Annotated in this window: 16 protein-coding genes and 1 pseudogene; 9 read left to right on the top strand and 8 right to left on the bottom strand. The window is 61.4% G+C overall.

Annotation, left to right across the window (positions count from 1 at the left end; translation table 11 throughout):
• Window positions 1–87: 87 nt before the first annotated feature.
• Window positions 88–1,098, bottom strand: a complete 1,011-nt coding sequence (locus ACHAC9_RS12670) for a serine/threonine protein kinase (protein WP_435760359.1) — start codon at window positions 1,096–1,098, stop codon at window positions 88–90.
• Between the two features lie 92 nt (window positions 1,099–1,190).
• Between ACHAC9_RS12670 and ACHAC9_RS12665 the strand changes: the two genes are divergently transcribed.
• On the top strand, window positions 1,191–1,883 hold the full coding sequence (locus tag ACHAC9_RS12665) for a UPF0149 family protein (RefSeq protein WP_435760358.1): 693 nt from the start codon (window positions 1,191–1,193) through the stop codon (window positions 1,881–1,883).
• Between the two features lie 185 nt (window positions 1,884–2,068).
• Complete coding sequence (locus tag ACHAC9_RS12660; RefSeq protein WP_435760357.1) at window positions 2,069–4,567, top strand: ATP-binding protein; 2,499 nt, start codon at window positions 2,069–2,071, stop codon at window positions 4,565–4,567.
• Window positions 4,568–4,583: 16 nt separating this feature from the next.
• Here the strand turns inward: ACHAC9_RS12660 and ACHAC9_RS12655 are convergent, their stop codons facing one another.
• Window positions 4,584–5,711 carry an HPP family protein gene (locus ACHAC9_RS12655; RefSeq protein ID WP_435760356.1) on the bottom strand — a complete coding sequence of 376 codons (1,128 nt, stop codon included), beginning with the start codon at window positions 5,709–5,711 and terminating at the stop codon, window positions 4,584–4,586.
• Window positions 5,712–5,904: 193 nt separating this feature from the next.
• On the opposite strand from ACHAC9_RS12655, the gene ACHAC9_RS12650 reads away from it, so the two are divergent.
• Window positions 5,905–6,942, top strand: coding sequence for an alpha/beta hydrolase (locus ACHAC9_RS12650; protein WP_435760355.1), 1,038 nt, complete (start codon window positions 5,905–5,907; stop codon window positions 6,940–6,942).
• Between the two features lie 98 nt (window positions 6,943–7,040).
• On the top strand, window positions 7,041–7,994 hold the full coding sequence (locus tag ACHAC9_RS12645; protein ID WP_435760354.1) for an MBL fold metallo-hydrolase: 954 nt from the start codon (window positions 7,041–7,043) through the stop codon (window positions 7,992–7,994).
• Window positions 7,995–8,432: 438 nt separating this feature from the next.
• Here the strand turns inward: ACHAC9_RS12645 and orn are convergent, their stop codons facing one another.
• Complete coding sequence (orn, locus tag ACHAC9_RS12640; RefSeq protein WP_435760612.1) at window positions 8,433–8,963, bottom strand: oligoribonuclease; 531 nt, start codon at window positions 8,961–8,963, stop codon at window positions 8,433–8,435.
• A gap of 113 nt (window positions 8,964–9,076) precedes the next feature.
• Here orn and ACHAC9_RS12635 point away from each other — a divergent pair, with 113 nt between their 5' ends.
• From ACHAC9_RS12635 to ACHAC9_RS12615, 5 genes are all read left to right on the top strand, one after another.
• Window positions 9,077–10,339 (top strand): M48 family metallopeptidase, encoded by a 1,263-nt coding sequence (locus ACHAC9_RS12635; RefSeq protein WP_435760353.1) that lies wholly within the window; start codon window positions 9,077–9,079, stop codon window positions 10,337–10,339.
• Window positions 10,336–10,668, top strand: coding sequence for a 4a-hydroxytetrahydrobiopterin dehydratase (locus ACHAC9_RS12630; protein WP_435760352.1), 333 nt, complete (start codon window positions 10,336–10,338; stop codon window positions 10,666–10,668). Before ACHAC9_RS12635 ends, ACHAC9_RS12630 begins: the two co-directional genes overlap by 4 nt.
• A gap of 26 nt (window positions 10,669–10,694) precedes the next feature.
• Window positions 10,695–11,576 (top strand): ribosome small subunit-dependent GTPase A, encoded by an 882-nt coding sequence (gene rsgA / locus ACHAC9_RS12625; RefSeq protein ID WP_435760611.1) that lies wholly within the window; start codon window positions 10,695–10,697, stop codon window positions 11,574–11,576.
• A 69-nt stretch (window positions 11,577–11,645) separates the two neighbouring features.
• On the top strand, window positions 11,646–12,572 hold the full coding sequence (gene argF / locus ACHAC9_RS12620; RefSeq protein ID WP_435760610.1) for an ornithine carbamoyltransferase: 927 nt from the start codon (window positions 11,646–11,648) through the stop codon (window positions 12,570–12,572).
• Between the two features lie 92 nt (window positions 12,573–12,664).
• A complete protein-coding gene (locus tag ACHAC9_RS12615) occupies window positions 12,665–13,897 on the top strand; it encodes an argininosuccinate synthase (protein WP_435760351.1) in 1,233 nt (410 codons plus the stop codon).
• 430 nt (window positions 13,898–14,327) lie between these two features.
• Here ACHAC9_RS12615 and ACHAC9_RS12610 read toward each other — a convergent pair.
• The 5 genes and pseudogenes from ACHAC9_RS12610 to ACHAC9_RS12590 all read right to left on the bottom strand — a co-directional run.
• Window positions 14,328–14,504, bottom strand: a pseudogene (locus tag ACHAC9_RS12610) (IS5/IS1182 family transposase); the annotation flags it as partial.
• A 121-nt stretch (window positions 14,505–14,625) separates the two neighbouring features.
• Window positions 14,626–15,141: a hypothetical protein gene (locus tag ACHAC9_RS12605; RefSeq protein ID WP_435760350.1), complete on the bottom strand. Its 516-nt coding sequence runs from the start codon at window positions 15,139–15,141 to the stop codon at window positions 14,626–14,628.
• A gap of 181 nt (window positions 15,142–15,322) precedes the next feature.
• The gene (locus ACHAC9_RS12600; protein WP_435760349.1) at window positions 15,323–15,748 is read right to left on the bottom strand and encodes an energy transducer TonB; all 426 of its coding nucleotides are present in this window, start codon (window positions 15,746–15,748) and stop codon (window positions 15,323–15,325) included.
• A 632-nt stretch (window positions 15,749–16,380) separates the two neighbouring features.
• The gene (locus ACHAC9_RS12595) at window positions 16,381–16,806 is read right to left on the bottom strand and encodes a DUF4265 domain-containing protein (protein WP_435760348.1); all 426 of its coding nucleotides are present in this window, start codon (window positions 16,804–16,806) and stop codon (window positions 16,381–16,383) included.
• Between the two features lie 173 nt (window positions 16,807–16,979).
• Complete coding sequence (locus tag ACHAC9_RS12590; RefSeq protein ID WP_435760347.1) at window positions 16,980–17,585, bottom strand: hypothetical protein; 606 nt, start codon at window positions 17,583–17,585, stop codon at window positions 16,980–16,982.
• Between the last annotated feature and the right edge of the window lie 315 nt (window positions 17,586–17,900).

The following is a 17,900-nucleotide window of genomic DNA, read 5'->3' as shown; positions in this document are numbered from 1 at the left end:
TCGCGCAATTGCGCAAATTCATTATCAACCAAACCCGACAATCATGGCACCCGGAACTGCGTGCTGAAATCCCCGCAATTCAAGGCTTCAAACGGGCCACAGCGGCGGTTCGTCCATCAGCGCGACCTGTTCGCGCAGCTCGAGAATCCGGTCTTGCCAGTAGCGCTGGGTGTTAAACCAGGGAAACGCCGCCGGGAAGGCCGGATCGTCCCAGCGCATCGCCAGCCAGCCGGCGTAATGGATCAGGCGCAGGGTGCGCAGGGCTTCGACGAGATACAGCTGGCGCGGATCGAAATCGCAGAAATCCTCGTAGCCGGCCAGCACGTCGGCCATCTGGCGCACCATGTCATGGCGCTCGCCCGAGAGCATCATCCACAGGTCCTGCACCGCCAGGCCCATGCGGCTGTCGTCGAAGTCCACGAAATGCGGGCCGTCACCAGTCCACAGCACGTTGCCGCCATGGCAGTCGCCGTGCAGGCGCAGGAGCGGCAGGCTGCCGGCGCGCTCGTAGCAGCGGGTAACCCCGGCAAGCGCCTGTTCGACCACGCTGGCGTAGGTCGTGCGCAGTTCGATCGGAATGAAGTCGTGCTTGACAAGAAAGTCGAACGGCTCGCGCCCGAAGGTCTGGGGATTGAGTTCGGGACGCAGCAGATAAGGTTTGACCGCGCCCACGGCATGGATGCGGCCGATGAAGCGCCCCATCCATTCCAGCGTGTCGGGGTCGCCCAGTTCCGGGGCCCGTCCGCCGCGGCGCGCGAAGACGGCAAACCGAAAGCCCTCGAATTCGTGCAGCGTACGCCCGTCGATGGTCATCGCCGGCACCACCGGGATTTCGTGCTCGACCAGCTCGGCCACGAAGGCGTGCTCTTCGAGGATGGCCGCATCGCTCCAGCGGTTCGGCCGGTAAAACTTGACCACCACCGGCTCGCCCTCGTCGCGCCCCACCTGGTAGACCCGGTTTTCATAACTGTTCAGGGCCAGCAGGCGGCCATCGCCATGCAGGCCGACGCTGTCGACCGCATCGAGCACGCGCGCCGGATCGAGACTGGAAAACGGGTGCGCCGGGGATTGCCCTGCTGAAGTAGACTCTTTATCCATGCTGTCATTGTACGGCGCGGCGCGCTATTTCGTACGCATGGCGGCCTGCACGCGTTAAACTGGCATATTCACCGCACCAAGAGCCCAAAAAAATGCAACTCGAACAGCCCCTGACCGAAAAAGAATTCGACGAACTCGACCAGTTCCTCCTCTCCGAGCGCAGCCCGGAAGACGCGATGACGATGGACACCCTGCATGGCTACCTGACCGCGATCGCGATCGGCCCGGACACCATCATGCCCGCCGAGTGGCTGCCGCGCGTCTGGGGCCAGGAAGACAGCGCCGTCCCGAAGTGGAAGAACGCCAAGGAAGAAGAACGCATCCTGAACCTGATCATGCGCTTCATGAACGAAGTCTTGATCACCTTCGAAGTGGCCCCGAAAGAGTTCGAGCCGCTGTACTGCGAGCACGAGCATAACGGCCAGACCCTGATCGACGCCGAAGCCTGGTGCTGGGGCTTCTGGGAAGGCATGGAACTGCGCCCGGGTTCGTGGGAGCCGATCTGGACATCCGAGATCGCCGAACTGATGCGCCCGCTCTACCTGCTCGGCGCGGACGAGATCGAGGAAGCCGAATTGTCGCTGGTTGAAGACCCGGTCAAGGCGCACGGTCTCGCGCTCGAGATCGAAGCGAACCTGCCGGCGATCTACCGCTACTGGCTGCCGCTGCGCAAGGCTGCAGTGGAAACCGTGCGCCACGACACGCCGAAACCCGGCCGCAACGACGACTGCCCTTGCGGAAGCGGCAAGAAGTTCAAGAAGTGCTGCGGCGCCGAATCGGCGTAAGGACTTTAGGCTTCAAGGCACACCACAAAACCGGGCACAGCCCGGTTTTATTTTGCCCTGCATCTTTTCTTATCCATCCATCTCGTTTTCCTTACCATCGCGTCTCCATTTCTGCCCGTCGCCGCGCGCACGCGGGCTGAACGCGTATCATCCCTGCACCTTTCCTTACGACCGAACACAGCCCGATGAACGCGCCCTACCCTGCCCGCACCGAACGCGAAGGCGAACGCCTTGCGGCGCTGGATGCCTACGGCATCCTCGATACGCCGCCGGAGCGCGCCTTCGACGACATCGTCGCACTGGTCGGCCAGTTGCTGGACGCGCCGATCGTCGCGGTCAACCTGCTGGCCGAGGGGCGCCAGTGGTTCAAGTCCGAAATCGGTCTCGGCACGCGCGAAATGCCGCTCGACGATTCGATCTGCAAATATGCCCTGCTCCAGCAGGATCGGATGGTAGTGCCCGACACCACCCTCGATGCGCGTTTCGATTGCAATCCGCTGGTCACGGGTGCGCCGGGCCTGCGCTTCTACGCCGGCGAACTCTTGACGACGCCAGGCGGCATGGTGCTGGGCACCCTGTGCGTGCTCGACCTCGCACCGCGGCCGCAGGGATTGACCCAGCAGCAGGCGACCGTGCTCGCCACCATGGCGCGCCAAGTGATGAGCCTGATCGAACTGCACAAGGCATTCAGGGACCAGCAGCTCATCCAGGAAGCATTGCGGCGCGAGCGCGACCATTGCCAGCGCCTGTTCGAAGGCATGGGCGAAGGCTACATCCTGCTCGACGAGCATTTTTACGTCCGCCAGATCAACACCGGCGCGCTGCACTTCGAGCTGCGCGGGGCCGACGAGATCCTGGGACGCTGCCAGTGGGAAGTCTGGCCCGGTTCCGAAGAGCTGGAGGTCGGGCGCCAGTACAAGCGTGCCATGCGCGAGCGCATCGAGGTCAACTTCGAGCAGCGCTACGTTTTCCCGGACGGCCGGCGCTACTGGATCGAGATCCGCGTCATCCCTCCGGCCGACGGGGGTCTCGCCGTGTTTTACCGCGACATCACCGAACGCAAGGAAGCGGACGGAGCCTTGCGCGAGAGCCAGCGCCACGCGCTCGAGGTCGCCGGCCAGGCCGAGAGCGAACGGCGCCGCCTCGACGCCCTGCTCGAAGCGGTGCCGGTCGGGATCATCGTCGCCGACGCCGGCGGTGCGCTGGTGCATGTGAATGCCGAGAACCGCAAGATCTGGGGCCAGCATCCCATGTCGTCCGCTGTGGATGAATACGTCGAATGGAAAGGCTGGTGGGCCGACGGCAGCAAACGACACGGCCAGCCGCTCGGTAAAGGAGACTGGGCGATGGCGCAGGCGTTGGCGGGGGCGCCCGCGCCGCGCCAGGTGATCGAGGTCGAATCCTTCGACCGCCCGGGCGAGCGCCGCATCGTGCTGAACTCGGGCGCATCGATCCGTAACGAGGCCGGCGACATTACCGGCGCGGTGGTGGCGCAGATGGACATCACCGACCGGGTCAAGGCCGAGGAAGCGCTGCGCCAGGCCGACCAGAAGAAGGATGAATTCCTCGCCATGCTGGCGCACGAATTGCGCAACCCGCTCGCGCCGATCACCGCGGCGGCGGCCATCCTCTCGCACCCTGGGCTCGACGCGGCGACGGTAGGCCGCACCAGCGCCATCATCGCGCGCCAGGCGAAACACATGACCGGCCTGATCGACGACCTGCTCGACGTGTCGCGCGTGACGCGCGGCCGGGTCGACCTGGCAGCGAGCGAACTCGATATGAAGGAGATCATCGCGGATGCCGTCGAACAGGTGCGCCCGCTGGTCGAGAAGCACCAGCACCGGCTGCTGGTGCAGTTGGCGCCGCTGCCGGCGATCGTGCAGGGCGACCGCAAGCGCCTGGTGCAGGTGATGACGAACCTGCTCAGCAACGCCGCGAAATACACGCCGAACGGCGGCGCGATCGAGGTACTGCTCGAAGCCGATGGCGATGAGCACGTCATTACGGTGTGTGACAACGGCATCGGCATGACGCCCGAGCTGATGGCCGACGCGTTCGAGCTGTTCTCGCAAGGAAAACGCGGGCTCGACCGCAGCCAGGGCGGCCTCGGCATCGGTTTGGCCCTGGTCAAAAGCCTGTTGCAGCTGCATGGCGGCACAGTCAGCGTGCACAGCGACGGGCTCGATCTGGGGACCCGTTTCACCGTGCGCCTGCCGGCGGCGGCGCGCGGCGCGGCCGACACGGCCGGCGCCCTGCCTGCCGGGAACGACACGGCGCCGGCGCGGCTGCGCATCGGCATTGTCGACGACAACGAGGACGCGGCGGCGATGCTGTCGATGTTCCTGCAATCCTTCGGGCATGAGGTGAGCATCGCCCATTCGGCCAGGGATGCCATGCGCGCCTTGCCATCGTTCGGCCCGGATGTCTGCCTGCTCGATATCGGCCTGCCCGGCATGGACGGTTTCGAGCTGGCGCGGGCCTTGCGCGCGGCGCCGGCAACGGGTGCGGCGGTGCTGATCGCCATTACCGGCTACGCCCAGGAAAAGGACCGCCAGGACGCCCGCGACGCCGGTTTCGACGACCTGTTTGCCAAGCCGGTCGACCTGGCCGCGCTGAACACCCTGCTGGCGCAGGTGGCGCAGGGCCGGCTGTGCGATGCAAGCCGGGCAGTTGTGAAGTAAGCCTGCGATCCAGGCCCTATGCTGCTGTCTCGAGCCGCTCTTCGCACAGCGCCGCCAGCAAATCCGACTGGCTGACCAGCCCGACCATCGCGCCGCCCTTGCCGGTGATCGCCACCTGGTGGTAGCCGCCGTCCTGCAGCAGCGGCACCAGCTGCGCCAGCGGTGCGCCGGCGTCGAGGGTGACCACGCGTTGCCGCATCGCGTCCTGCACGCGCAGCGCGGCGCCCGGCACCAGCTGGCGCAGGCGCGCGCTCCAGCCGAACTGGCGCAGCACATCTTCCTGGGCCAGCACGCCGCGCAGTTGGCGCGCTTTGTCCAGCACCGGCAGCGACTGCAGGCCGTAGCGCAGCAGCAGTTCCCGGGCATGCGCGAGCGTGTCGCGCGGGGACAAGAAGACGATCCTGGTCGACATCAGTTCGCCGCAGGTACGCTCCGTGAAATGGCGGTGCAGCGCCAGCTGGCGCGCGTCGTCGACGATCGCCAGCAAGTCGTCCCGGCTGACGTCGAGCACTTCGCCATAGCGGCCAAGCGCCGCTTCCAGGTCTTCCTCGGTAATGCCCAGACGTGCGCCTGGCGCCGGGTCGCCGGTGCCAAGCACGTTCCTGTCGGCCGCGTGATGGGCGTGCGGATAGCGGCGCCCGGTCAGGTTGTTGTAGAGGATGGCGGCGAGGACGATCAGGAGCGAATTGACGGCCACCGGAGTGAACGCAAACGTCCAGCCCGCGTCCAGCACCGCATGCCCGCCAAGTACGGTCGTGAGCGCCACCGCGCCGCCCGGCGGATGCAGGCAGCGCAGCGCGAACATGGTGCCGATCGCCAGGCAGCCGGCCAGCGGCGCGGCCAGCAGCGCGTCGGGCACGAAGGCGGCACAGGCCACGCCCACCAAAGCCGACACGGTATTGCCGCCCACGACAGACCAGGGCTGGGCGAGCGGGCTGGCCGGCACGCAGAACAGCAACACGGCCGAGGCGCCCATCGGCGCGATCAGCCAGGACGCCAGATCCGGCGCCAGCATGTGGGTGAGGAGCGCGGTCACGAACAGGCCGACACCGGCGCCGATGGCCGCGCGTACGCGTTCGACCTTGCTGGTGGAAAGCGGCTCCGGCAGGAAGCCATGCAGCCATTGGGTGAATATTGCGCGCATAAACCTAAACGAAACAAAGAGCGCAATTACACCACAAACAGCCCCGTGTCCGCAGCCGCTGCCTGACTCGTCAAATTCGTCAAATGCGCGTTCGCGCACTGACGCACGAGCAGGCTTCTGTGACGCTGTCGGTGTGATCACGGGCGGCGCCCCGCGCTGCGTGATGCCAAATTCAATATAAAGGAGTCATCCCATGAAGAAAGCAATTCCATTGACGCTGCTCGCCGGCGCTGCCCTGCTGGCCACCAGCGCCTGGGCCCAATCCTCCTCCAAACCACCAAAAGCCGAACCGCACATGCAGAAGGTGCTCGACGCCCATGCGGCGCTGGGTCCGAAGCCGCTCGAAACCCTGACCCCGGCAGAAGCGCGCAAACAGCCGACCCCGGCCGACGCCGTCAAGAAGGTATTGACCGACATGGGCAAATCGACCGCGCCTGAAGCCGGCGTGACCGTCAAGACGATGACCATCGGCAGCGGCGACGCCAGCTTCCCGGTCCACATCTATACCCCCGAGGGCAAGGGCCCGTTCCCGGTGATGGTGTACTACCACGGCGGCGGCTTCGTGATCGCCGATACGCAGGTGTACGACGCCAGCCCGCGCGCATTGGCGAAGATGGCGAACGCGATCATGGTGGCGGTCGACTACCGCCAGGCGCCGGAGCACCCCTTCCCGGCTGCGCCGAACGACGCATTTACCGCTTACCAGTGGACGATCGACCATGCACGCGAATTCAATGGCGATCCGATGCGCGTTGCGGTCGGCGGCGAAAGCGCCGGCGGCAACCTGGCGACCGTGGTGTCGATGATGGCACGCGACAAGAAGGTGGCCCTGCCGGTGCACCAGCTGCTGGTGTATCCGGTGGTGAACGACGACATGAATACGCCTTCGTACAAGCGCAATGCGAACGCCAAGCCGCTCAACAAGGCGATGATGGCCTGGTTCTTCAAGCATTACGGCGGCGACCCGAAGAACCCGTATGCGTTGCCGATGAAGGCTGCCAGCTTGCGCGGCCTGCCGCCGGCGACCATCATCGCGGCCGAGATCGACCCGCTGCTGTCCGAAGGGAAGGCGTACGCGGACCGTTTGCAGAAGGATGGCGTCGCGGTCAGCTACCAGGAATACAAGGGCGTGACGCACGAATTCTTCGGCATGGGCGCGGTGGTGCCGAAGGCGAAGGAAGCGCAGCAGTTCGCGGCCGATGCGTTGAAGAAGGCGTTTGCGGCGAAGTGATGGTGCAAGCCCCGGGGAGCTGGGACTCCACGGGGCCTGGTTTAATGTACGATATGTCACCCTGTCTTTTCGACCATCACATCACCCCCGGAGTCCACATGAAATACATCGCCCTGCACCTCATGGCCGCCGCCTGCGCCGCCGCTTTCATCGCCGCGCCTTCCTTCGCCGCCGCGCCGATGGCGAAAACCCCGGCCCCCGGCTATTTCCGCGTCATGCTGGGCGACTTCGAAATCACGCCGCTGTCAGACGGCACCGTCGACCTGCCGGTCGACAAGCTGCTCTCGCAAAAGGCCGACAAGACCAATGCCACGCTGGCGAAGGCGCAACTGAAAGCGCCGCTGGAAACCTCGGACAATGCCTTCCTGATCAACACCGGAAGCAAACTGATCCTCATCGACACCGGCGCCGGCGTCCTGTTCGGGCCGACCCTGGGCAAAATTCAGGCGAGCATGAAGGCGGCCGGCTACAGCCCGGAACAAGTCGACGAGGTCTACCTGACCCACATGCACAGCGACCACCTGGGCGGCCTGACGACGCAGTCGACAGCGGCCTTCCCGAATGCGCTCGTGCGGGCGTCGAAAGCGGAAGCCGAGCACTGGCTGAATCAAGCGAACATGGATAAGGCCCCTGCCGATGGCAAGGGCAACTTCAAGAATGCGATGGCCGCGCTCGACCCGTATGTGAAAGCCGGCAAATTCAAGACCTTCGAGGGCGATATCGAGGTCTCTCCCGGCATTCGCGCCCAGGGCGGGCACGGCCACACGCCGGGACACACGACCTACGTGATTGAGAGCGGCGGCAAGAAGATGGTCGCGATTGGCGACCTGATCCACGTGGCGGCGGTGCAGTTCGATAACCCGGCGGTGACTGTCGGCTTCGACGGCGACCAGAAGGCTGCGGCCGCTGCCCGCAAGAAGCTGTTCGACGCGGCGGCGAAGGACGGTTCATTGATCGGCGGCGCCCACCTGCAATTCCCGGGATTGGGTTACCTGCGCACCGAAGGCAAGGGTTACCGCTGGATTCCGGTGAACTACACGCAGATGCGTTAAAGCGGCAGGCGACTCAGGCGTCGACCCGCGGGCGCAGGGTCGCCAGCAAGCCCAATATCCGGTCGATATCGACAGGTTTCACCAGGTGATGCGCAAACCCCGCCGCGAGGGCGGTGTTGCGGTCGCGCTCCTGGCCCTAGCCCGACAGGGCGACCAGCACGCTGTGCGCGGTTTCCGGCTGCGCGCCCAGGCGCCGCGCCAATTCGTTGCTGTCGATATCAGGCAGGCCGATGTCGAGCAGGCAGACGTCGGGCCGGGCGCTGCGGGCGAGCTCCAGCGCGGGTAGTGATCGGCACCAGCTTGGTCCAGAGCTCGGCCCAGGCGTGTTCGAAAGGCTGGCCCAGCGCTTGCGGGTGCTTGGCGCCCATCTTGAGCGCGTAGGCGTCGTTGTAGAAGCATCATCAAGCAGTGGTTACAGTGCCGGCTACAACTTAAGCCTTATAACTGAATAAAATGCTCGCGGTAATACTTCAGCTCTTCGACCGATTCGATGATGTCGGCCAGCGCGGTGTGCTTCTGGTGTTTCTTGAAACCCGACGCCAGTTCCGGCTTCCAGCGGCGGCACAGTTCCTTCAGCGTCGACACGTCGAGGTTACGGTAGTGGAAGAAGGCTTCCAGCTTCGGCATGCCGCGCGCCATGAAGCGGCGGTCCTGGCAGATGGTGTTGCCGCACATTGGCGATTTGTTCGCCGGTACGAAATTTTTCAGGAAGGCGATCAGCGCCGCCTCGGCATCGGCTTCGGTGACGGTCGAGGCTTTCACGCGCTCGATCAGGCCCGACTTGCCGTGGGTGCCCTTGTTCCAGTTGTCCATCTTGCCGAGTGTTTCATCCGACTGGTGGATGGCGAACACCGGGCCTTCGGCCAGCACGTTCAGGTGCATGTCGGTGACGACGACGGCGACCTCGATGATGCGGTCATTGTCCGGATCGAGGCCGGTCATTTCCATGTCGACCCAGACCAGGTTCATGTCGTTGGGCCGCTGGGCCGTGACGGCAGGGGTTGCAGGTGCGGCGGAATGGGTGGGGTGTGACATAATTCTCTCTTTGCCAAATCAATCCTGCATTTTCTCACAGGCACGGAATGTCTTCACTCGCGTTTTCGGTTTTGTTCGTCGTTTTCTTCGTGCTCACGCTCGCCCTGCGCTTCTGGCTGGCCAATCGCCAGATCCGCCATGTGCTGCGTCACCGCGGCCAGGTGCCGACCGAGTTCGCGCCCAAAGTCTCGCTGGAAACTCACCAGAAGGCGGCCGACTACACGGTGGCGAAAACCCGCTTCGGGATCGCGGCGCTGCTGTGGGGCGGACTGGTGCTGGTCGGTTTTACCTTGCTCGGCGGCCTGCAGGCGGTATCGGCGGCGCTGCTGCAGGTGAGCGGTCCGGGAATGGGGCATCAACTCCTGTTGATCGCCGCGTTCGCCGCACTCTCCGGCGTACTCGATCTGCCATTCGAATATTACCGCCAGTTCGTGCTCGAGGAGCGCTTCGGATTCAACAAGATGAACGTCAAGCTGTGGCTCTTCGATGGGGTCAAGGGCACGCTGCTGGGCGCCCTCATCGGCCTGCCGCTGTTATGGGTTGTGCTCACACTGATGGCATCGACCGGCTCCCTGTGGTGGTTCTGGACCTGGCTGGTATGGAGCGGTTTTCAATTGCTGATGATGGTGCTCTACCCGAGCGTGATCGCGCCGCTGTTCAACAAGTTCACGCCGCTTGCCGACGAGAGTTTGAAAAGCCGCATCGAAGGCCTGATGGCGCGCGTCGGCTTCGCCTCCAAAGGCTTGTTCGTGATGGATGGCAGCCGCCGCAGCGCGCATGGCAACGCGTATTTTTCGGGCTTCGGCGCGGCCAAGCGCATTGTCTTTTTCGATACCCTCATCGCGCGCCTGGCGCCGCACGAGATCGAAGCAGTGCTGGCGCACGAACTGGGCCACTTCAAGTTGCGCCACATCGTCAAGCGCCTCGTTGTCATGTTCGCCCTCTCGCTGGCCTTCCTCGCGCTGCTCGGCTACCTGAAGGAACAAAGCTGGTTTTATACGGGTCTGGGCGTGACGCCGATGCTGGGTGCCCCGAACGACGCCATGGCCCTGCTGCTGTTCGCGCTGGTGCTGCCGATCTTCACCTTCGTGTTCGGCCCCTTAAGCGCCATCACTTCACGCAAGCACGAGTTCGAAGCCGATGCCTTTGCGGCGCAGCACAGCGATGCCAGCCACCTGGTCTCGGCGCTGGTCAAAATGTACGAGGACAATGCGTCGACGCTGACGCCCGATCCGCTGTACTCGGCCTTTTATGACTCGCATCCGCCGGCCTCGGTGCGCATCGCTCATCTCAACGGGGCGCCAGCATGAGCCTGCGCGAACGGCATTGCACGCACGGCGCACCGGCCTTGGGCGCCACGGAACTGAGGGCGCTGCTGGCGCAGATGCCGCAGTGGCGACTGGAAGGGGAGCACATCCTGCGTTCGTATGAATTCAGGGATTACCGCGAGACGATCGCTTTTGTGAACGCGCTGGCGGACATGGTGCATATCGAGAACCACCATCCCGACCTGACTGTGCGCTATCGCCACTGCATCGTCGCCTACACTACCCACTCGGCGGGCCATGCGGTCTCGCTGAACGACATCATCTGCGCTGCGAAAGCCGACGCAATTTACACAGAACGGACAGGCGCGTGAGCACAAAGTCAAACAGCAACGCCAGCATGAGCGGCACCATCATTGCGGCGCACGGGCGCCATTACCTGGCCGATGTGAACTGCGAAAAATTCCAGTGCGTCACGCGCGGCAAGAAGACGAATGTCGCCGTCGGGGACGTGGTGCACCTGGTGCAAACCTCGGAAAACCAGGCCGTGATCGAAAAGATCGCCGAGCGCACCACCCTGCTGTACCGCTCGGACCAGTACAAGTCGAAGCTGCTGGCGGCGAACCTCTCGCGCCTGTTCATCGTGGTCGCCACCGAACCGGGTTTTGCCGACGACCTGGTCTCGCGCTCGCTGGTGGCGGCCGAAGCGGCCGGCATCGAGGCCCACCTGATCCTGAATAAGACCGACGTCGCGGACCTGCTGCCGCGCGCACGCGAACGGGCCGGCGTGTATGGCGCGCTCGGCTATCCGGTGCACGAGGTGTCGGCCACGGCGAACCCGGAGCACGCGCTCGCTGTGCTGCAGCCACTGCTCGCCGGCCAGTCGTCGATCTTCATCGGCCAGTCCGGCATGGGCAAGTCATCGCTGATCAATCTGCTGGTGCCGGACGCCGACATCGCCGTGCGCGAAATCTCGGCCGCGCTCGACACCGGCAAGCACACCACCACCTTTACGCGACTCTACTGGCTGCCTGACGGCGCCTCGATCATCGATTCGCCGGGCTTTCAGGAGTTCGGCCTGTATCACCTCTCCGAAGGCATGCTCGAGCGCGCCTTCGTGGAGTTCAAGCCGTATCTCGGCGGCTGCAAATACTACAACTGCCGCCACCTGGCCGAGCCGCAATGCGCGGTCCTGACGGCGCTCGCGGAGGGCAAGATCGCGCGCCATCGCCATGAGCTGTACGGCCAGCTGCTGCACGAATCGGCGCAGACGCTGTACTAACCGTCACCGCTGACCCCAGCCGTGAAAACCCCTTATAATCAGAGGGATAACATGGACCCCGAGACCGATATGCCAGGCACCGAACCGATCAAGCACTTCCTGCAGTTCTCCGACTTCTCGCTCGATGAATTCGAATACGTGATCGAGCGCGCGAAGGTCATCAAGCGCAAGTTCAAGGCCTACGAGGTGTACCACCCGCTGGTCGACCGCACGCTGGTGATGGTGTTCGAGAAGAGCTCCACCCGCACGCGCCTCAGTTTTGAAGCCGGCATGCACCAGCTGGGCGGCGCCGCGATCTACCTGAATACGCGCGACAGCCAGCTTGGACGCGGCGAGCCGGTCGAGGACGCGGGCCAGGTGATGAGCCGCATGTGCGACATCATCATGGTGCGCACCTTCGGCCAGGACATCATCGAGCGCTTCGCGGCGCACTCGCGCGTCCCGGTGATCAACGGCCTGACCAACGAACACCACCCTTGCCAGGTGCTGGCCGATATCTTTACCTTCTACGAGCACCGCGGCCCGATCGCCGGCAAGACGGTGGCCTGGATCGGCGACGCCAACAACATGCTGTACTCGTGGCTGCAGGCGGCCGAAGTGTTCGGCTTCCACCTGAACATCTCGACGCCGCCAGGTTACGACCTCGACCCGGCGCTGGTGTCGACCACGCGCTTTACCCGTTTCGACAACCCGCTTGATGCCTGCGAAGGCGCACACCTGGTCAGCACCGATGTTTGGACCAGCATGGGCTATGAGAAGGAAAACGCGCAGCGCCTGCAGGACTTCGACGGCTTCATCGTCGACGCCGCCAAGATGGCGCGCGCCACGCCCGACGCGATCTTCATGCACTGCCTGCCCGCGCACCGCGGCGAGGAAGTCTCGGCCGAGGTCATCGACGGCCCGCAGTCGGTGGTCTGGGACGAGGCCGAGAACCGCCTGCATGTGCAGAAAGCGCTCATCGAATACCTGCTGCTCGGGCGCATCGAAGCCGATTAACGATTTTTTTGTACCACCCTTTGTTTGATCGTCGGCCCCTCCGGGCCGGCTGACCATCCCCACCCCACCTCCTCCTCCACACTGGAACCTCCATGAGCGACATCAAAAAAGTAGTTCTCGCCTACTCCGGCGGCCTCGACACCTCCGTCATCCTGAAATGGCTGCAAGACAATTACGGCTGCGAGATCGTCACCTTCACCGCCGACCTCGGCCAGGGCGAAGAACTCGAGCCGGCCCGCGCGAAAGCCATCAAATTCGGCATCAAACCGGAAAACATCTATATCGACGACGTCCGCGAGGAATTCACGCGCGACTTCGTGTTCCCGATGTTCCGCGCGAATACGGTGTATGAAGGCGAATACCTGCTCGGCACCTCGATCGCGCGTCCCCTGATCGCCAAGCGCCTGATCGAAATCGCCAACGAAACCGGCGCCGATGCCGTCTCGCACGGCGCGACCGGCAAGGGCAACGACCAGGTGCGCTTCGAGCTGGGCGCGTATGCGCTCAAACCCGACGTGAAAATCATCGCGCCATGGCGCGAGTGGGACCTGCTGTCGCGCGAGAAGCTGCTCGCCTATGCGGAAGAAGCCGGCATCGCGGTCGACATGAAGCACAAGAACGGCGGCGCACCCTACTCGATGGACGCCAACCTGCTGCACATCAGTTTCGAGGGCCGGCATCTGGAAAACCCGAGCGCCGAAGCCGAGGAATCGATGTGGCGCTGGACCGTCAGCCCGGAAGCGGCACCGGACGAAGCCGAATACCTCGACATCGAATACGAGCGCGGCGACATCGTCGCTCTGAACGGCAAGCGCATGTCGCCCGCCGAAGTGCTGACGGAACTGAACCGTTTAGGGGGCAAGCACGGCATCGGCCGGCTCGACCTGGTGGAAAACCGCTACGTCGGCATGAAGTCGCGCGGCTGCTACGAGACCCCGGGCGGCACCATCATGCTGCGCGCGCACCGCGCGATCGAATCGATCACGCTCGACCGCGAAGTGGCGCACCTGAAGGACGACCTGATGCCGCGTTACGCGTCGCTGATCTATAACGGCTACTGGTGGGCGCCGGAACGCGTCGCGCTGCAGACGCTGATCGACCACACCCAGGCCACCGTGAACGGCTGGGTCCGCATCAAGCTGTACAAGGGCAATGTGATCGTGGTCTCGCGCGACTCGAAGACCGACTCGCTGTTCGACATGAACATTGCGACGTTCGACGAAGACGGCGGCGCCTACAACCAGGCCGACGCCGGCGGCTTCATCAAGCTCAACGCGCTGCGCATGCGCATTGCGGCCAAGGCACGGGCCAAGCGCGGGCAGTAAAACCGCTGCTGGCCACGCAAAGCCGCCTTCGGGCGGCTTTTTTGTTACGTGCGGGGGTTACACCGCAGCTGACCCAACAATGCCAACTTGACTTTTGAGTTCAACAGGTTAGCGCAACTCGCGGATGCAATTTTAGAAAAATTACGCTTCTTTCGTTTGCAGCCGAGATTGCGTATCGGAGCCACGAACCGTGATTTGCAATAGAGAAACGTACACTCTATATCCAGCATTGGCAACGAAGCGTCATAGGCGATCGTTGTCAGCGGATGCGAATCGTTGACTGTAGAGCGCACGCAGAGGCAGGATTCTGAACAACTCCTGCCAGAAGACGCTTGCAACGTAATGGACGCGCGCTGTTTTTTCTGGAATCAGATAGGACTATTGCTTTGGGGCGATGTCAATTCATTTGGTGACGCCTAACTACGATGGAAGCCGGCCGGCCCGTTTTCGCCGGTTGCACTCGCTCGAAGCCCAAGCGGGCAAGGTCTAGCTCTTCGACAAATACATCGACTACACGAACCGGGTTATCTTCGGCAACGTAATCATCCAGAAGCTCAGGCAGTAGCGTGCCCTGTCCGCGGTCCTCGCCCTCGATAAAGCGCTTCATTTGGCACCTGTATTGATGAGATACTGGCTTAACGTTTACCGGACTGGCTTCGTTTACACGGCCCTACGTTTTTACACAGCCTGGGCCCAAAGCAGACCTCCGACCTGAACAAAATGAAGGATCACTGCTCATCTTTAACCAGCGTCGGAACGTCTGTACCGGGAGCAAACCTAACGAGTCGAACGCTGTCGTCAACCCCGCATCGTGATAGTTCCTGTTCAAAAATCGGTCGACCGTTCTTCCATATGCTCGCTTTTGCGGTAACGGCCGCGCCACACATCCACATAGCGTTCATTGCGCCGGGAAGTCCGTCGAGGCGAACTCGATAACGGTCACTCCCAAGGACGCAACCCCGCTCTACATGACGAATACTGGTCACCATGTACGTTTTCGCGTCGTAAGAGACCAGATCAGATGTCTTCCAGAGATCCATCCGCTTTGTTGGAGGATTTCCAGCATAAAAGATACCAATCTCCAGCGACTGGCTTTTGTGGTTGCACTCCATCCCGACCAGAATCACGCCATCTCTTACGGGCTGTCTAAAGTCATAGAGAGGCACATCAGCAAGGCTAGCATTGGAGGCCAAGATGCAAACCGCAGTCAAAACTGCGCGGATATGTTGAGATGGCGATTTCATACTGGCTTTTGCCCGTTGGTGGCGATAGAACCCATTGTGAGGTCAGGTGTCCGCTCATGGCGGATTGCAGACGTTCGTACAGCGGTCAGTGTACCGGATTAGTTGTCTGAAAGAAAATTTTTCGTGATTACGCTGCATGTGTTGAACGTCCGCTACCGACTCGAAGCAGACAGCAGTTATGTCACTGTGGTTTCCAGTCGTACTGAACAGGAACCCAAGCGTCGACGAGCTTTCCGTTAGCCACCGGAGGGTTAAAACTACATTTCGAGATCGCAACCAGAGCTGCATCGTCGAGAGCTGGATATCCCGAGGATTTCATTACCTTCGATTCCTTTACGTTGCCATCTGACCCTACCAGAAAGCGCAGCGTTACCTTACCTTGATGATTTTGTTTCGCTTCCTGCTCCGGGTAGACCGGACGGGCGCAGGTGTCGAACCTGATCATGCCGGGAGCATCAGCCGCTAGCTCGACCGGTACCAGCTTGTCAGTCCCAGCGGCGCTCGCCCATACTGGTGCACCCAAAACAACCACAGTAGCGACGGATAAGCACGCCTCCCGAAGACTGGATTGCACTGCAAAGGTATCGAATTTCTTGATATCTAACACGCGATCTCCTGTTTGCTGAGCGACACCGTCGCCGAGTTTTTATAAGTATGTGATGTCCGCTTCTGGCCGATTGCGGACCTATTGTAGCGTCCGCTTACGACCCGTAGCGGCCGTTCAATCCTTCGATGATTTTTCAACATACCATCGAATTTCGCTTGGCCCGGCGTAAGTGGAAAAGTGGTTCCTGGCGGCTTCAAACGAAGGAAAGTGAGGACTAGTTGTTCGACTGCCTCGCGCCCTAAATTCCCAGAAGAACACGTCCCCAGTGTCTGAAATCGAATAGTCGATGTAATCATCATTAATAGTGCCAGCAACCGCGATCTCGATAGCCTCGATGTCAGCGGAACTATAGTCCCATGTTCGTTTCAATAGTCGAACGCTGTGGTGGTCTACGCCTTGGTACGACCATGTTCCCTCGGCTAACACGCGCTCTGCGAGAACTGTCGGTTCCCAATCCGTGCTAAACCTGCGCTGAAAGTTCATGTTCACGCCTCAATATGATCGGTGGAAACAAGATCAAGACATCCTGAGAATAGTTCTCCACTATGTCTGCTTTTGGCCGTTTCCGGCCGTTCAGTGTACGGCAGCTTCCGACCCCAAGCGGACCTTCCTGGCGAACAATGGTAGCCCGGTTAGTGACGCCAGACAGGAAAGGCCATCGCAAAACCGAGTTCCTGAAGCATGTCCATCATAGTATTGACCGCGTGACGATCGACCGCTGCAGGAACGTCGATTGCATGATGTTTAAATTCCGGAAAAACTTCGATAGTGAGTCCTAGACGAATGAGCTCATCTTTGTATGGCTTCAGATCGAGCCCGTCTTGCTCCAAAATCCAGACCAATGAATGTCCTGATGTTTCCACAATAGTATATTCAAAAATGGACCCATTGACCGCATCAGGAACAGCAGAGAATTTATCGTCGAGCGCGAGACCCTTAATGAAGAAAGGAGCATTTCTTAGTTGGTAAATCCCGTCGGTCCGATCACACCAAACGTGTTCGACTCCCACGGGTGGCCATCCGTCATTGACATTTAGCGCAAAAGCTACCTCTTCCATTCAATCTCCTGATTGCCATATGCCGACCGTTGACGAAGGTCTGCCCTTGGCCGGAAGCAGTCTACCAGCGAAGGACCGCAACCGACCCGTTGCGGACATTGCTAACAGCTGGATGGGTCAACTATCCCAGAGCGCTGTAGGGCGTCTCAAATCTCGGTAAAAAGTATCCCTAGCTAATCCGTATCAGTGGAAACAAGCACCGTAACGATCTGAAGACGTTTGTCTATCAGTACCGTCGTGCCGTCCCAAGCAACGTCACAAAACCACGATGACCACGGCTTCCTGCATCGAAATACTAAAACATCGTCGAATCGATCGCCGAACAAGGATTCAGCGACGCATTCACCTAATGCTTTCGCTTCCCTAGGCGTACCCTCAAATTTTTCATATGCACCGCCCACAACTAGGGTGCGAGCGAGTTCTCCATCAAGGGTAAGTGAGCTACTCCATTCAAACTCTGCAAGCTCAGCGGTTTTCACATCGGTAGCCACCTCGGGAAGTGCGCTCGCAAATGCTGGGTGAGACAAAAGCCTGGAAAAGAATTCGATTTCGTCCCAACGATTACGTGTCGCAAACCAATTGAAATCTTCGTTGCCATTGACATGAAACCTTGCAATGAATGCGCCGCCATTTGTTTTGATACGACGAAGCTCGGCTAGATACTGGTCTAATGCCGGAAAAGTCTTTGGTTCCACTGTTATATTTACGGCACCCCATAACCGCTCAATTAACTTATTGCTCGGTTTGTTCTGCTCCCAATTGATATCAATCCAGTTCAATTTTTGTTCCTCATGCGATGAAAATTCCTGATCAGCGGCACCGTTAACTTGGTAATTTGGCCGCGGCACATGCGTCTGCTGGAATCGATGGCCGGCGTCAATTTACACCATATCGAAAGCGTCTTGTATGGTAATCGTCGTAGTATAAGGTCGCTTCTGGCCGGTCGCGGACGATTGGAGAAGTCCGCTTACGACCCGGAGCGGACAATCGCGGCTTCGCAGACGGTTGCCGTTAGATGCGTTTCTGCTTGCGCAGTTAGTTTAGAGTGTTGCGCTCACCGGTTGAATTCGCAGTCGTAAGCGGACGTCCCGGTA

The organism is Massilia sp. CMS3.1, assembly GCF_051262535.1.
In the GTDB taxonomy this organism is placed as follows: domain Bacteria; phylum Pseudomonadota; class Gammaproteobacteria; order Burkholderiales; family Burkholderiaceae_D; genus Telluria.
The sequence above is the reverse complement of the archived record's forward strand: the minus strand, read 5'-3'. Positions and strand labels throughout refer to the sequence as shown.

What these genes read in the sequence shown, in the direction of transcription:
- ACHAC9_RS12670 (WP_435760359.1), bottom strand. Translation starts at nt 1,098, where the DNA reads ATGGATAAAGAGTCTACTTCAGCAGGGCAATCCCCGGCGCACCCGTTT.
- ACHAC9_RS12665 (WP_435760358.1), top strand. Translation starts at nt 1,191, where the DNA reads ATGCAACTCGAACAGCCCCTGACCGAAAAAGAATTCGACGAACTCGAC.
- ACHAC9_RS12660 (WP_435760357.1), top strand. Translation starts at nt 2,069, where the DNA reads ATGAACGCGCCCTACCCTGCCCGCACCGAACGCGAAGGCGAACGCCTT.
- ACHAC9_RS12655 (WP_435760356.1), bottom strand. Translation starts at nt 5,711, where the DNA reads ATGCGCGCAATATTCACCCAATGGCTGCATGGCTTCCTGCCGGAGCCG.
- ACHAC9_RS12650 (WP_435760355.1), top strand. Translation starts at nt 5,905, where the DNA reads ATGAAGAAAGCAATTCCATTGACGCTGCTCGCCGGCGCTGCCCTGCTG.
- ACHAC9_RS12645 (WP_435760354.1), top strand. Translation starts at nt 7,041, where the DNA reads ATGAAATACATCGCCCTGCACCTCATGGCCGCCGCCTGCGCCGCCGCT.
- orn (WP_435760612.1), bottom strand. Translation starts at nt 8,963, where the DNA reads ATGAACCTGGTCTGGGTCGACATGGAAATGACCGGCCTCGATCCGGAC.
- ACHAC9_RS12635 (WP_435760353.1), top strand. Translation starts at nt 9,077, where the DNA reads ATGTCTTCACTCGCGTTTTCGGTTTTGTTCGTCGTTTTCTTCGTGCTC.
- ACHAC9_RS12630 (WP_435760352.1), top strand. Translation starts at nt 10,336, where the DNA reads ATGAGCCTGCGCGAACGGCATTGCACGCACGGCGCACCGGCCTTGGGC.
- rsgA (WP_435760611.1), top strand. Translation starts at nt 10,695, where the DNA reads ATGAGCGGCACCATCATTGCGGCGCACGGGCGCCATTACCTGGCCGAT.
- argF (WP_435760610.1), top strand. Translation starts at nt 11,646, where the DNA reads ATGCCAGGCACCGAACCGATCAAGCACTTCCTGCAGTTCTCCGACTTC.
- ACHAC9_RS12615 (WP_435760351.1), top strand. Translation starts at nt 12,665, where the DNA reads ATGAGCGACATCAAAAAAGTAGTTCTCGCCTACTCCGGCGGCCTCGAC.
- ACHAC9_RS12605 (WP_435760350.1), bottom strand. Translation starts at nt 15,141, where the DNA reads ATGAAATCGCCATCTCAACATATCCGCGCAGTTTTGACTGCGGTTTGC.
- ACHAC9_RS12595 (WP_435760348.1), bottom strand. Translation starts at nt 16,806, where the DNA reads ATGGAAGAGGTAGCTTTTGCGCTAAATGTCAATGACGGATGGCCACCC.